The following is a 13,762-nucleotide window of genomic DNA, read 5'->3' as shown; positions in this document are numbered from 1 at the left end:
GGGGCATGGTGAGGGGGGATAAAACCTGGACAAAACGCGGATGAGACGTACTGCGGAGGCATCCATGGCGCGTGAGTCGGAGTCGGGACTGCCGATCGAGCCGGTCTACGGGCCGGCGGACCTGACCGGCTGGGACCCGGACACGAAGCTGGGCGAACCGGGGGCGTACCCGTACACCCGCGGGGTGTACCCGACCATGTACACCGGCCGCCCCTGGACCATGCGCCAGTACGCCGGCTTCGGCACGGCGGTGGAGTCCAACGCCCGCTACCGGCAGCTGATCACGCACGGCACCACCGGTCTGTCCGTCGCCTTCGACCTGCCCACCCAGATGGGCCACGACTCCGACGCACCCCTCGCGCACGGCGAGGTCGGCAAGGTGGGCGTGGCGATCGACTCCGTCGAGGACATGCGGGTGCTGTTCGACGGCATCCCGCTGGACCAGGTCTCGACCTCGATGACGATCAACGCCCCGGCGGCCCTGCTGCTGCTCCTCTACCAGCTGGTGGCGGAGGAGCAGGGGGTGAGGGCCGACCAGCTGACGGGCACCATCCAGAACGACGTCCTGAAGGAGTACATCGCGCGGGGGACGTACATCTTCCCGCCGAAGCCCTCCCTGCGCCTGACCGCCGACATCTTCAAGTACTGCACCGCCGAGATCCCGAAGTGGAACACGATCTCGATCTCCGGCTACCACATGGCGGAGGCGGGCGCCTCCCCCGCGCAGGAGATCGCCTTCACGCTCGCCGACGGCATCGAGTACGTCCGCACGGCGGTCGCTGCGGGCATGGACGTCGACGACTTCGCACCCCGCCTCTCCTTCTTCTTCGTGGCCCGTACGACGCTGCTGGAGGAGGTCGCCAAGTTCCGCGCGGCGCGCAGGATCTGGGCGCGGGTGATGAGGGAGGAGTTCGGGGCGAAGAACCCCAAGTCGCTGATGCTCCGCTTCCACACGCAGACGGCGGGTGTACAACTGACGGCCCAGCAGCCGGAGGTGAACCTGGTCCGGGTCGCCGTGCAGGCGCTGGCGGCGGTCCTCGGCGGCACCCAGTCCCTCCACACCAACTCCTTCGACGAGGCCATCGCTCTCCCGACGGACAAGGCGGCCCGGCTCGCCCTGCGCACCCAGCAGGTCCTTGCCTACGAGACCGACGTACCGGCGACGGTCGACCCCTTCGCGGGCTCCTACGCGGTCGAGAAGCTGACCGACGACGTAGAGACGGCCGCGCTGGACCTGATGCGGAGGGTCGAGGATCTCGGCGGCGCGGAGGCGGCGATCGAGCGGGGGTTCCAGAAGGCCGAGATCGAGCGGAACGCGTACCGCATCGCCCAGGAGACGGACTCCGGCGAGCGGGTGGTCGTGGGCGTCAACCGCTTCCAGCTGGCCGAGGAGGAGCCGTACGAGCCGCTCCGGGTGGACCCGGCCATCGAGGCACGGCAACGGGAGCGCTTGGCCAGGCTGCGCTCCGAGCGGGATCAGGGGGCGGTGGACTCGGCCCTGGCCGCGCTGAAGAAGGCGGCGGAGGGGGAGGAGAACGTGCTGTATCCGATGCGGGAGGCGTTGCGGGGGCGGGCGACTGTGGGGGAGGTGTGCAACGCGCTGCGGGAGGTTTGGGGGAGTTATGTGCCGACGGATGCGTTCTGAGCTGGGCGATTACTTCGTACGAGTGATCGGGGGCGGAATCCGCACACCCCCGGCTACGCTCGTGAAGAGTGGGCCCCGAAAAGGAGGACGCCATGGCCGTACTGCAGCAGGAGCTGACCCTGGGCGAGGCAGCCGACCAGCTTGCCCGTGCACTGCCTGGCCACCGCGTGGAGATTCTCCAGGGGAGGCTCATCGTGACACCGCCGCCGGACGGTTCGCATGCACTGTCGTTGACTTGGCTGGTCGAAGCATTCGGCGGAGCAGGAGCCCGGAAGGCAGGGCTTAGGTATGTGCAAGGCATCGGCCTGTGGCTGCCCGCCCTGCCGGACGACTTCGCGGTTCCGGACTTCTCGGTCGTGGACGAGGACTTCCGTGACGCTCACGTCCAGAAGAACTGCTATGCGCCGAACGTCTTCCGACTGGTCGTCGAGGTGACCTCGTCGAACTGGTCCGACGATCTCGGCCCCAAGGTCGAGTGCTACGCCCAGGCCGGCATCCCCGCCTACCTCATCGCCGACCGCAAGCACGACGAGGTCCTTCTCTACACCGACCCGGTCGATGGCAAGTACCCCGCCCCCGTCCGCTACAAGCGAGGTCAGACCGTGCTCGTCCCGGAGTCCGTCGGTCTCATGCTCGACCTCCCCGTGGACACCCTCCTGGACGGGGACGACTGACTGTCGTACCCCCATGCGACACTCCTTCTCATGTTCGGCGTCATCGATCTCCCCACCTATCTGGCCGGTCTTGTCCTGATCGTCCTGCTCCCCGGCCCCAACTCCCTGTACGTGCTCTCCGTCGCCGCCCGCCGCGGAGTCCGGGCCGGCTACACCGCCGCAGCCGGCGTCTGGTGCGGGGACACCGTGCTGATGACACTGTCCGCCGCCGGGGTCGCCTCGCTGCTCCAGGGCAACGCCGTGCTGTTCGGGATCGTGAAGTACGCCGGTGCCGGTTATCTGACCTGGCTGGCGATCGGGATGCTGCGGTCCGCGTGGGCGATGTGGCGGACCCGGCGGGAGAAGGCCGTGGAGGAGGCCGCGACCGTGGCCTCGGCCGAGGAGCAGCCCTTCCGGCGGGCCTTCGTCGTCAGCCTCTTCAACCCCAAGGCGATCCTCTTCTTCGTCGCCTTCTTCGTGCAGTTCGTGGACCCGGGGTACGCCTACCCGGCCCTCTCCTTCGTCGTCCTCGGCGCCTTCGCGCAGCTGGCCAGCTTCCTCTACCTCAGCGCGCTGATATTCGGCGGCACCCGCCTGGCCGCCGCCTTCCGCCGCCGCAAGCGCCTGTCGGCCACGGCCACCTCGGCGGCGGGCGCCCTGTTCCTCGGGTTCGCGGTGAAGCTGTCGCTGGCCAGCGCGTAGGTTCTAGCGGCAGCCGACCCGGTCGAGATACGCGGGCAGTCCGGCCGTCGAGTCGCCCGCCCAGCCGACGTATCCGTCCGGGCGGACCAGGAAGACACCGGGGCCGTACGACTCCGGGGCTGCCGGGAGGGCGCGGACCCCGGCAACGGGTGCCGTCGCGCCCAGCAGCGTCCAGTGCGGCCCCTGGAACGCGTCGAAGAGGCGTACGCCGTCCACCCTGCCGTCCGGTGCGCGGTCGCCTGCCCGTACCCCGGACGGGACGGCCCGGGTCTCCTCGCTGAGGGACGACTCCGGGTACCCGAGCCCGAGCTGCACCGTCGCCTTCCCGCGCTGCACCTCCCCGCGGTGCACGCCCGTGGACAGGCCCAGCATGGCGGCCGCGTTGGGGCGCCGCTCCTCCTCGTAGGTGTCGAGGAAGGCCTCCGGAGCCCCGCCGCGCAGCACCGCGCCCAGCTTCCAGCCCAGGTTGTACGCGTCCTGGACGCTGGTGTTCAGACCCTGCCCGCCCGCCGGTGAGTGGAGGTGCGCGGCGTCGCCCGCGAGGAACACCCGGCCCACCCGGAACCGGTCCGCCAGCGCGGTCCGCGGCCGGAACTCCGAGGCCCAGCGCAGTTCGGTGACGTCCTCGGCGTCGAGGTGCGTGTACGCGGCGACCAGTTTCCGGATGCCGTCGAGGGACAGGTCGAACTCGGTGCCCTCCGGCAACCTCCCGGCCAGCTGGAAGTCGTCCGTGCCGGCGAGCGGGCACAGCGCCACGCCGGTGCCGTCGGCCCTGGGGAAGGTGTGCCAGTACTCCCGGTCGAGACCCTTCAGCCGCAGGTCCGCGACCAGGAACGGGTTCGGGTCGACCGTCTCCCCGGCCATGCCCACGCCCACCGCGCGCCGCACCGCCGAGCGGCCGCCGTCGGCCGCGACGACATACCGCGCGCGGACGGTCGTACCGTCGGCGAACCGCACGCTCAGGCCGTCCGCGTCCTGCTCCAGGCCCGTCACCTCGCGCCCGAAGCCGACCTCGCCGCCCAGCTCGACCAGCCGCGCGTACAGGATCTCCTGCGTCCGCCACTGCGGAACCATCCACGGCTCGGTGTACGGCGCACCCTCGTCCGCCGCCACGGCCTCGAACATCGGCTGCTCGCCGAGCCGCTCGCCGTCCTTCCAGATCGTCCGCGCCGGGTAGGGACCGCCCGCCGCGCGGATCGCGTCCAGGACGCCGAGGTCCTCGAAGACCTCCTGGGTGCGCGGCTGGATCCCCTTGCCGCGCGAGCCAGGGAAGAGCCCCTCCGCCCGCTCCACGACCAGCGCGTCCACACCGCGCCGGACGAGGTCGATGCCGAGGGTGAGGCCGGTCGGACCGGCCCCCACGATCAGTACATCCATGACAATTCTCCTTAACGTTGTTAAGTGCCGTCGCCCATGAGCGTGCCCTTAACGCTGTTAAGCTGTCAAGCGTGAGTACGGAACGACGCGCGCCCCTGGACCGCACACGGGTCGCGGACACGGCGCTGCGGCTGCTGAACGAGGTCGGCCTCGACGGGCTGACCCTGCGTGCCATCGCCAAGGAGCTGGACGTCAAGGCCCCGGCGCTGTACTGGCACTTCAAGGACAAGCAGGCGCTGCTCGACGAGATGGCGACGGAGATGTACCGGCGGATGGTCGCCGGTACGGCGCTCGATCCCGCCGACAGCTGGCAGGAGCGGCTGCTCAGGACCAGCCGAGGGCTGCGCGCCGCCCTGCTCGGCTACCGCGACGGCGCCAAGGTCTTCAGCGGTTCACGCTTCACGGGCACCGACCACGCCCGCGAGATGGAGGCGCACCTGCGCGTCCTCACGGGCGCCGGCTTCACCCTGGTGCAGGCGGTCAACGCGGCGCGGACCATGAACGTGTTCACCATCGGGTTCGTCACCGAGGAGCAGGGCGTGCAGCCCCTCCCGGGCGAGCGCCGGGAGGGGTACGACATCGAGGAGCGCGCCCGGCGCATGGCCGACTTCCCGCTCGCGGCCGAGGCCGGAAAGGTGCTCTTCGACGACTACGACCAGCAGTTCGAGGAAGGGCTGGCGCTGGTGATCGCGGGCATCGGGGCCCGGTACGGGATCGGCTGAGCGAGCGGTCAGCTCCGGGCCGCGCGCGCCTTGCGTATCGCCCGCGTGACGACCGGCGGCAACAGGTCCACGGCGACCCGGCGGACCCGGCTGCCCCGGCGGGGCGCGGGCCGGGCGGGCGGTACCGCGGGTGCGGGAGCGGGTGCCGGTGCGGACACCGCTGCCGGCGTCGGCTCCGGCGCCTTGGCCGCCACCGCGTGCTTCGAGGGCGGGAACACCGGCGCCGGCATCCCCTTGGACTTCAGGCGGACGATCCGGTGCCCCGCGGCCTCCTGGACGCTCAGGTGGCAGTCGGACCGCTCCCGCGCCATGTCCAGCAGCGCCTCCTGGACCGGCTCGGGATCGCCCCAGGTGCCGTAGAGCTTCTGCGTGCTCAGGCAGATGGGGTGCAGGCCGCGGTTGAGCACGGCCTCCCAGGTGGCTATGGAGACGCCGGGCGTGTGCTCGGAGCGGAAGTCGTCGAGGACGACGATGCCGTCGGGCAGCAGCAGGTCGTGAGCCGCCCCTATGTCGCCGTGCACATGCTCGTACAGGTGCGAGGCGTCGATGTGCACGAACCGGCAGGAGCGGGCCTCGACCTCGGCGGGCACCAGGGAGCTGGGCCCCTGGAGCACCCGGGGCAGTTCGTCGTGGAAGGAGCGGTAGTTGTCCTCGAAGACGCGCCGGGTCAGCGCACTGTAGGACTTGGTCGACTCGGCCCGGTTGGCGTCGTCCGGGGCGTCGCCCTCGAAGAGGTCGCACACGGTGTACCGCTCGCCCGGCTGCTGGTGCCGGCCTATGAAGATCGCGCTCTTGCCCATGTAGACACCGACCTCCAGGAGGTCGCCGCGGGTCCCGCCGGCCTCCTGCCGGTTCAGGAACCACTCGAAGAGCAACTGGTCGAGGACCGGGAACCAGCCGGGCACGTCGTCGAGTCGGTGGGGCGGTCGCATCGCTTCCTGGGTGGTGGCCATGAGGCGGAGGCACTCCCTCGGTACGGCAGTCTGTGGGTTCGCTGCGGAAAGCCTGTGGCGCGGGGGGCGGGGCACTACGGTGCCTGCCCCCGGGGCCGGTTCAAAACCCAAGGCGAGATGAACGACTGCCCAACTTCCGGCCACGGAGCGCCTTCTTCAGCCGCGGGCCGAACGGCTTCTCCACGAACCGGTGCATCAGCCACGCCAGCAGCAGCATGCCGAGCACCGTCGCCCCGAGCGTCGGCCACGCGGGCAGGCCCAGGCCCCGGTGCAGCACCCGGATGACGAACCAGCCCAGGTGCTCGTGGACCAGGTAGAACGGGTACGTCAGCGCCCCGGCCGTGGCCAGCCAGGGCCAGTTCGCCCGGCGGGTCCAGCCCAGCGCCACGGCCGCCACCCCGGCGAAGGCGAGCGTGACGATCAGCAGGATCACGTACGGGCTGCGCACGAAGTCGCCGTGCGCGCCCGTGTGCCACAGGCCGCGCGTGGCGTTGCTCTGCCCGAGCAGCCAGGAGGCGGCCACGATCCCCCACAGCAGCAGGTCGCCGCCGAAGCGGTGGATCAGGTAGAGGGCGAGACCGCCGACGAAGAAGGGGGCGTAGTCCGGCATGACCAGCTGGTCCGTCAGCGTGTTGCCCGAGGTGCGGCACACCGCCGCCGCCAGCGTCCACACACAGCAGAACAGCACCACCCGGCGGTAGGTGACCCCGCGCGCGACGACGAACAGGGCGAACAGCGCGTAGAAGCGGACCTCGACCCAGAGCGTCCAGCACACGCCCAGCACGCGCGAGGCGCCCATGGGCTGTTGCAGCATCGTCAGGTTGACCAGGAACTCGTCCAGGCGGACCGGGTGCACGACGGCCGGCACGGCGAGGGCCGCGCCGGTGACGAGCACCAGGGCGACCCAGTAGGCCGGGTAGAGGCGGGCGACGCGGGAGCGGAAGAAGTCGCCGAGAGTACGGCCCCAGCCGCTCATGCAGATGACGAAACCGCTGATGACGAAGAAGAACTGGACGCCGAGACAGCCGTACGTGGCCACCTGGGACAGGGTCGGGAAGACGCGGGCCGGTGTCTGGTGCCAGGACGCGGAGACCGTGCCGCCGCGTCCGGCGTAGTGGTAGAGGCAGACCATCAGCGCGGCCACGAGCCGCAGGCCGTCCAGGGCGAGCAGGCGGCCCCGGCGTGGCGGGGCGGGGGCCGTTCCGGGCGTGGGGGGAGCGGGCGCGGGAGCGGTGACAAGAGTGGGGGATGAAGCAGCCATGATGCTCGGCGCCTACCCGAAGATGCGTTGATCATCTCGGGTGCTCTGGTGAAAGTCCCCGGCATGAGGGAGCCGTTCCGCCGTCACCTGGGTGAATCACAGGAATGACGTGATTGACGGTCTAACCATTCTCTTACCTGTTCGGATTCGTTAACCCATTGGTCGCTTTGACTTCCTAGTTTCTCCATCCACCCCCACGCTTTCGCAAACCGACGGCATGTCGCCGTAAACACCGTATTTGCTTGGCAAAATCAGGAGAGCTATGACGAGGGTCCAGAACCGGCGGACACCTGCGCGTGGAGGAGAGCTGGAGGACTGCCTGCGAGCCTGCGCCGTGCACAGCGGCAAACTCGTGGGCAGCCTCGACCGCCGGCGCACGGAACTGGCCGAGCAGCTGCGCAAGTTGCTCGTAGTGTTCAGCACCACCGGCACGTCCGCTCCCGCACCCGTCCCGGCCCAGGGCGCGACCGCTCTGCTCAAGCGGGCCGTCAAGGGGGCCACCGCCCCCGCCGGCAGCATCCCGGCCGACCTGCTGGACGCTCTGCTCGCCGTCGGCAACAAGGCCCTCGAGTGCGGCTACGACGACGAGCTGAACCTCGCCCTGCAGATCAGCGACACCGTCCTCGCCGAGCGCAAGAACTCCCGCGCCGGCTGGCGGCTGCGCGCCCGTGCCCTGGAGGCCCTCGGCGACGAGCCCGAGGCCGTCCAGGCCTACGAGCGCTATCTGGAACTGACCAGCGAGGACGGCTTCGGCGTGGCCGCCCGGATCACGGGACTGCGCCGGGCCGCCGAACGCGAACGCGAACTGCTCGCCCTGCTCCAGCGCCAGTGCCCGCGCGCCGCCGACTTCGCCCGCGGCCCCGCCACCGACGTGTGGGCCGAGGGCCTGGCCCTGCACGCCCTCGGCGACTGGGACGCGGCCGAGCCCCGGCTGGTCGGCGCCCTGCTCGCGCTGTCCGCCGACGAGGCCCCGGTGGCCGACCGGCAGGAACTGCTCAGCCAGTACCTCGACCTGCGCACCGGGATCGCCGCCGACCCCACCGCCCTCACCGAGGCCGTCGCCCTCTACGCCGAGCAGCGCCGCATCCGGATGCGCGGCCCGGTCGCCGACCCCACCGTCGGCGGGGTGCAGTGGATCAGCCTCGGCGAGTTCCGCAACCAGATCGCCGGCAAGTCGATCTGCCTGATCGCCAACTCCGGCCGGGTGGGCGAGAGTTCGATGGGCACCCAGATCGACGACTACGACCTCGTCGTCCGCTTCAACTCGTACCGGATCGACCCCGGGCACACCGGCAGCCGTACCGACATCCACGCCACCATCCACAAGCACGGCTTCAACTGGGACCGTCCGGTGACCACCCGGCTCGTCTTCGGCGGGGTCTCCGGCGACTGGAAGCACTCGCTGCGCAACCGGCTGGTGCCCGGCGCCCAGCAGTACCTTGGTGACGAGTCGCTGCGCTGGCCCGTCCGGAACATCGGCCGGGTCGGCAACGACGTCTGGTCCGGCATCCCGACCACCGGCTTCAACATGCTGTGGCTGCTGGACTTCCTGGACGTCAGCCCGACCCTGGACCTGATCGGCTTCGACTTCTACGAGAGCGGCGCCTACCGCGTCCAGGAGGCCATGAAGCTCGCCATCACCTCCGTGCACGAATACACCAGCGAGAAGGCATGGGTCATGGAGCGGGCCCAGAGCGTGACCGACCTGAGGATATCCCTGCGATGACCACCTTCACCCCGGTAGCACCGGAGACCTCCGCGCACCTCCTCACCGGCCGGCGGCGCATCGCCTTCGCGAGCTTCGTCGACGAGAACTACCTGCCCGGCTTCCTCGTCCTGCTGCGCAGCCTCGCCCTGTCCAACCCCGGCGTCTGCGAGGACTTCGTCGTCCTCCACGACGACCTGAAGCCCTCCTCCGTCGCCCGCATCCGCGCCCTGCACCCGCGCATCGTGCTGCGCCGCGTCGACGCCGAGCACTACGACTCCTACGTCAAGGGCGACCAGGACAACTACCTGGTCCGCAAGGCCTACTTCATCCTCGACATCTTCAAGCTGCGCGACTACGACACCGTCATCACCCTGGACACCGACATGGTCGTCCTCGGCGACCTCGGTGAACTCCTCCAGCTGCGCGAGGGACTGGCTGCCGTACCGCAGTTCTTCTACGGCCAGCACAAGCTCAACTCCGGGCTCCTGGTCATCCAGCGCGAGTACCTGTCCGACGCGTTCTGCGCGAAGATCGACCAGGTCGGGCGCAGCGGCTCCTACGAACTCGACAAGCACGACCAGGGCATCCTCAACGCCGTCCTCGACGGCGACTTCGTCCGCCTGGACTCCCGCTACAACTTCGTCAAGCGGCGGCTCTCCGGCGACCTGCCGGTCCCCGACGACACCGCGATCCTGCACTTCACCGGCCGGCACAAGCCCTGGCAGGGCGGTGAGGCCGGGTACGCGCAGGCCGAGGAGCGCTGGCGCGAGTTCGAGCTGGGCGACGCCGAGTTCCACGCGGCCTATCTGTCCAAGGGCAACCTCCACCACGACCTGCTCGTGCACTACGGCACCCCGCACGTACGGCGCACCGGTGACGTGGAGGCCGCCCGCAAGGTCGCCGCCGCCCACATCGCCGCCGGTGAGTACCAGGACGCCGTGGACCTCCTCGGCAGCGTCCGCATCCCGCTGGACGAGGCCTGGCCGCACGAGGTGCTCGGGCACGCCCTGATGAGCGTCTCCCGCCAGGAGGAGGCGAAGACCCAGCTGCTGCTGGCCACCGCCGCCCCCAACCGGGCCGCCACCGCCTACGCCCGCCTCGCCCAGATGGCCTGGGTGCACGGTGACAACGCCGAGGCCCTGAAGTACGCCACGGCCGGCCTCACCGTCGACCCCACCCACCGCTCCAGCCGGCTGTGGGCCCAGCGCGCGGCCGCGGTACCCAGCCAGGAGCAGGGCGCCGCCGAGGACCAGCTCGCGCACGTGGCCTTCTACATGGACCGGCAGGGCAACGCGGGCGACAAGCTGCTGCCCGAGACGGTCCGGCTCGCCTTCGGCCCCGACACCACCTCCCGGCGCTGGCACTCCGTCCACGCCCACCGGCTGTTCGACCCGGCCGCCCTGGAGCGGGTCAACGCCCGGCGCGGCCTGGTCATCGGCGGCGGCGGACTGTTCATCCCGGACACCATGCCCAACGGCAACAGCGCCTGGCAGTGGAACGTCCCGGACGAGCACCTGCGCGCCATCGACGTGCCGATCATGGTCTTCGCGGTCGGCTTCAACGCCTTCGACGGGCAGTCCTACCGGGCCCAGCGGTTCAACGAGAGCCTGCGCCTGCTGGTGGAGAAGGCCTCCTTCTTCGGCCTGCGCAACCACGGCTCCATCGCCAAGGTCCGCTCGCTGCTCCCGCCCGAGCTGCACGACAAGGTCGTCTTCCAGCCCTGCCCGACCACGGTCATGCGCCAGCTGGTCCCCGGCTGGAGCGACCCGCTGCACCGCGAGGACACCGTCCTGCTGAACGCCGCCTACGACCGCGCGGGCCTGCGCTTCGGCCACGACTACGGACACTTCCTCGCCGAGATGGCCAAGGCCGTCCGCGCGATCGGCGCCCACACCGAGGTGCGGTGCGTCGCCCACTCCCTGGACGACGAGCGCATCGCCTTCGACCTGCGCCGCGAGCACGGGATCTCGCTGCCGGTGATCCCGATGTACGACTTCTCCAACGACGAGATCCGCGCGACGTACGCCAGGACCCGCCTGGTCATCGGCATGCGCGGGCACGCCGGAATGATCCCCTTCGGGGTCGGCACGCCCATCGTCAGCCTGATCTCGCACCCGAAGATGGCGTACTTCCTCAGCGACATCGAGCGCCCCGAGTGGGGTGTCTCCGTCCACGAGAAGAACCTGGGCGCACTGCTCACCGAGCGGGCGCTGCAGATCCTGGACCACCACAGCCGGACCGTCGCCGACGTGCACGACCGGCAGGAGCTGCTGTGGAAGGTCACCCAGGAGAACGCGGCCCGGATCCGGACGGTCCTGGGCCGCTGAGACAGCAGGAAGGGCGGGCCCGGTGCGGGGCCCGCCCTCACGGGGGGTCGGCCTTACGGTGGGTTCAGCGACGTACGACCCGGCGCAGATTGCGCGCCTTGCGCGCCACCCGGCGGACCGTGGCGTTGCGCGGGATGAACGACAGCTGGGAGGGCACCCCGCCGGGCAGCGCCAGCGAGGTCAGACGCTTGCGCTTGAAGTAGCGCAGGGTCTGCGCGTTCAGGTTCCCCGCGAGGTACCGCTCGGTCTCCTCACGCAGCCTCGGCAGGATCTTCGGCTGCATCGCGAAGCCCACCGCACGCACCAGCGCGCCCAGCGCCGCCACGTCCATGCCCTCGCGCTGCTCGGTGACCGCTTCGCCGTTGCTCAGCTCGGGCAGCAGCGCGTCGACGACGGTGACCGGGATCCGGTTGCTGTTCTCGAACGGCGTCAGCCGCTCCAGCAGCAGGTCCGTGCCGACCCGGGCGACCGGCAGCCCGTACAGCGCGGAGGCCGTGAGCAGCGCGGTGGAGAAGCAGCCGACGACCAGCGCGGGACGCATCCGCTGGTACACGACCTCGGCGAGGACCGGCGTGTCGAGCACGGTCAGCTCGACCTCGAGCTTCTCCGCCTCCTGCTCCAGGCTGCGGGTGAAGCGGGCCGGAGCGGAGGGGTGCGGCTTGAACACCACCTTGGTGTGGCCGAGCTGGACAGCCCCCTTCAGCATCCGCACATGCAGGTTCTCCTCCTGCTCGGCGGTGAGGATGTCCAGCGCGGAGAGGTACTGGCCGAGCAGCAGCGCGGGCTCCTCGACCTCGGGCAGGTCGTCGCCGAGCGGGGCGAGTTCGGCCAGCACCTTGGTGAAGGCCTGGGTCGGCACGATCTCGCCCGGGACGCCGAACTCGGTGAGCAGCAGCGGCTTCAGGCCCGGCACCAGGTCGAGGTGGAGCACCCGGTCCACGCGGGTGCCGACCAGCGGGTCGATCTTGTTGCGGGTCGGGCCGTAGCTCATCAGGCCGTCGGCGTAGACGGTGACCGGGGCGCCGGTGAAGATCTGGGCGAGCGCCAGCGACGGGTTGACCTGGATCGACTCGACGGCCAGCTCCACGTCGTCGTCGCCCAGGTGCCACTCGTGGCGCAGATACCGCTCCCACAGCGGCATGTCGTCCACCCGGGGCGCCCAGCCGCCGGGGTGGAACGGGAAGATCGTCTCGTTGTACGAGATCACGTCGTCGAAGCGCTCGCGCAGCCGCTCGAAGCCGGGCATCTCGTCCAGGCCGGGCGTGGTCTCGGGCGTCGCCGCGTTGTTGCAGACCAGCAGGATGCGCCGGCCGGCCGGGCCGAAGCAGCCCGAGTCCAGGGCGGCGGCGAGCGTCGCCGTGCCGTACAGCGTCGACGCCTGGAAGATCTGGGTGGTCACGCGGCGACCCCCGTCGAGGCGGGACGGCGGCGCAGCCGGCGCAGCTTGGTGGCGCGCTGCAGGTCCATGGAGTCCAGGGCCTCGTCCAGCACGTCCTGCGGCATGCGCTGCAGCGCCCCGGCGCTCAGGGATTTCAGTTTCTTCGCCACCGCGGGCTCGAACCTTTCGATGGATCCCAGGTGATGGGAAATGATGGCGCAATACGTGCGTACGGCCTTCGGCAGGAGCGCGTCGGCTTCCGGGTCGGCGGCCGTTTCCGCGATCACCTGATCGAACGCGCGAATGAAATCGAGCTGCCGGACATCGCCGATCTGGGTGAGTGACGAGGCGACTCCGCGCCGGTAGAACACACCGAGCATGCTCACCGCGGCGAAGGATTCCGCCTCCCGGTGCAGCTTCCAGATCCACGGCCGGTCCTCGGCCGTGCGCAGCCCGTCGGTGAAGTGCAGCAGACCCTTGTCCACCAGCCGGCGGTGGTAGATGCCCGCCCAGGCGAAGGCGTAGTCCACGGAGGTGGACCGGTCGGCGGGCAGGATCGCCTCGCGCGGGTTCAGCACCACGTTCCGCCGGCCGACCGGCACCCGGTGCACGGTGCGCGACCGGGCCGTGCACTGCACATGATCGGTGCGCAGGAAGTCGCAGCCAAGATCCTCTATGGCGCTGACCAGCTTCGGGAAGTACCCGGGGGCGAGCCAGTCGTCGCCGTCCAGGAAGGTCAGGTACTCGCCGCGCGCCCGGTCGATACCGGTGTTGCGGGCGGTCGCCAGCCCTCCGTTCTGCTCGTGCCGGACGAGGACCGCGCCTGGCAGCTCGCGCTCCGCGCGCGCGAGAATCTCTGGTGTCCCGTCGCGGGAACAGTCGTCGACGAGAATGAATTCGAAGTCCTCACGCGCGTTCGCACTGAGGCTCCTCAGGGTGTCGGGCGCGTATTGCTGCACGTTGTAGAACGGCACGATGACGGAGAGCTTGACCACGTCACGGACGTTAGGGCGAAGCCCGTCATGTGTCTTGACCG

The 13,762-nt window shown here is 70.3% G+C and carries 11 protein-coding genes; 6 read left to right on the top strand and 5 right to left on the bottom strand.

Annotation, left to right across the window (positions count from 1 at the left end; translation table 11 throughout):
* The first annotated feature begins 64 nt into the window (after positions 1-64).
* The 3 genes from BEK98_RS06180 to leuE all read left to right on the top strand — a co-directional run bounded on the left by BEK98_RS06180 (position 65) and on the right by leuE (position 3,000).
* Entirely contained in the window at positions 65-1,645 is a 1,581-nt protein-coding gene (locus BEK98_RS06180) for an acyl-CoA mutase large subunit family protein (protein WP_094215363.1), read from the top strand.
* Between the two features lie 92 nt (positions 1,646-1,737).
* Positions 1,738-2,319, top strand: a complete 582-nt coding sequence (locus tag BEK98_RS06175) for a Uma2 family endonuclease (protein ID WP_094215362.1) — start codon at positions 1,738-1,740, stop codon at positions 2,317-2,319.
* 30 nt (positions 2,320-2,349) lie between these two features.
* Positions 2,350-3,000 (top strand): leucine efflux protein LeuE, encoded by a 651-nt coding sequence (leuE, locus tag BEK98_RS06170; protein WP_094215361.1) that lies wholly within the window; start codon positions 2,350-2,352, stop codon positions 2,998-3,000.
* Between the two features lie 3 nt (positions 3,001-3,003).
* Here leuE and BEK98_RS06165 read toward each other — a convergent pair whose 3' ends face one another.
* A complete protein-coding gene (locus BEK98_RS06165; protein ID WP_208643025.1) occupies positions 3,004-4,377 on the bottom strand; it encodes an FAD-dependent monooxygenase in 1,374 nt (457 codons plus the stop codon).
* A gap of 71 nt (positions 4,378-4,448) precedes the next feature.
* Here BEK98_RS06165 and BEK98_RS06160 point away from each other — a divergent pair, with 71 nt between their 5' ends.
* The gene (locus tag BEK98_RS06160) at positions 4,449-5,099 is read left to right on the top strand and encodes a TetR/AcrR family transcriptional regulator C-terminal domain-containing protein (RefSeq protein WP_094215359.1); all 651 of its coding nucleotides are present in this window, start codon (positions 4,449-4,451) and stop codon (positions 5,097-5,099) included.
* Between the two features lie 8 nt (positions 5,100-5,107).
* On the opposite strand, the gene BEK98_RS06155 is transcribed toward BEK98_RS06160, so the two are convergent.
* The gene (locus BEK98_RS06155; RefSeq protein ID WP_094215358.1) at positions 5,108-6,052 is read right to left on the bottom strand and encodes a class I SAM-dependent methyltransferase; all 945 of its coding nucleotides are present in this window, start codon (positions 6,050-6,052) and stop codon (positions 5,108-5,110) included.
* Between the two features lie 100 nt (positions 6,053-6,152).
* The gene (locus BEK98_RS06150; protein WP_208643024.1) at positions 6,153-7,313 is read right to left on the bottom strand and encodes an acyltransferase family protein; all 1,161 of its coding nucleotides are present in this window, start codon (positions 7,311-7,313) and stop codon (positions 6,153-6,155) included.
* 262 nt (positions 7,314-7,575) lie between these two features.
* Here BEK98_RS06150 and BEK98_RS06145 point away from each other — a divergent pair, with 262 nt between their 5' ends.
* Positions 7,576-9,039 carry a glycosyltransferase family 29 protein gene (locus tag BEK98_RS06145; RefSeq protein ID WP_094215357.1) on the top strand — a complete coding sequence of 488 codons (1,464 nt, stop codon included), beginning with the start codon at positions 7,576-7,578 and terminating at the stop codon, positions 9,037-9,039.
* Positions 9,036-11,348, top strand: coding sequence for a glycosyltransferase (locus tag BEK98_RS06140; protein ID WP_094215356.1), 2,313 nt, complete (start codon positions 9,036-9,038; stop codon positions 11,346-11,348). Before BEK98_RS06145 ends, BEK98_RS06140 begins: the two co-directional genes overlap by 4 nt.
* Before the next feature lie 64 nt (positions 11,349-11,412).
* Here BEK98_RS06140 and BEK98_RS06135 read toward each other — a convergent pair whose 3' ends face one another.
* Together BEK98_RS06135 and BEK98_RS06130 are read right to left on the bottom strand one after the other, a co-directional pair.
* Entirely contained in the window at positions 11,413-12,747 is a 1,335-nt protein-coding gene (locus BEK98_RS06135; RefSeq protein ID WP_094215355.1) for an alpha-2,8-polysialyltransferase family protein, read from the bottom strand.
* Positions 12,744-13,721: a glycosyltransferase family 2 protein gene (locus BEK98_RS06130; protein WP_094215354.1), complete on the bottom strand. Its 978-nt coding sequence runs from the start codon at positions 13,719-13,721 to the stop codon at positions 12,744-12,746. Before BEK98_RS06130 ends, BEK98_RS06135 begins: the two co-directional genes overlap by 4 nt.
* Positions 13,722-13,762 lie beyond the last annotated feature (41 nt).

The organism is Streptomyces diastatochromogenes (assembly GCF_002242805.1).
Taxonomy (GTDB): domain Bacteria; phylum Actinomycetota; class Actinomycetes; order Streptomycetales; family Streptomycetaceae; genus Streptomyces; species Streptomyces diastatochromogenes.
This window is presented reverse-complemented; position numbering and strand designations above follow the sequence as displayed.

What these genes read in the sequence shown, in the direction of transcription:
- BEK98_RS06180 (WP_094215363.1), top strand. Translation starts at nt 65, where the DNA reads ATGGCGCGTGAGTCGGAGTCGGGACTGCCGATCGAGCCGGTCTACGGG.
- BEK98_RS06175 (WP_094215362.1), top strand. Translation starts at nt 1,738, where the DNA reads ATGGCCGTACTGCAGCAGGAGCTGACCCTGGGCGAGGCAGCCGACCAG.
- leuE (WP_094215361.1), top strand. Translation starts at nt 2,350, where the DNA reads ATGTTCGGCGTCATCGATCTCCCCACCTATCTGGCCGGTCTTGTCCTG.
- BEK98_RS06165 (WP_208643025.1), bottom strand. Translation starts at nt 4,377, where the DNA reads ATGGATGTACTGATCGTGGGGGCCGGTCCGACCGGCCTCACCCTCGGC.
- BEK98_RS06155 (WP_094215358.1), bottom strand. Translation starts at nt 6,052, where the DNA reads ATGGCCACCACCCAGGAAGCGATGCGACCGCCCCACCGACTCGACGAC.
- BEK98_RS06150 (WP_208643024.1), bottom strand. Translation starts at nt 7,313, where the DNA reads ATGGCTGCTTCATCCCCCACTCTTGTCACCGCTCCCGCGCCCGCTCCC.
- BEK98_RS06145 (WP_094215357.1), top strand. Translation starts at nt 7,576, where the DNA reads ATGACGAGGGTCCAGAACCGGCGGACACCTGCGCGTGGAGGAGAGCTG.
- BEK98_RS06140 (WP_094215356.1), top strand. Translation starts at nt 9,036, where the DNA reads ATGACCACCTTCACCCCGGTAGCACCGGAGACCTCCGCGCACCTCCTC.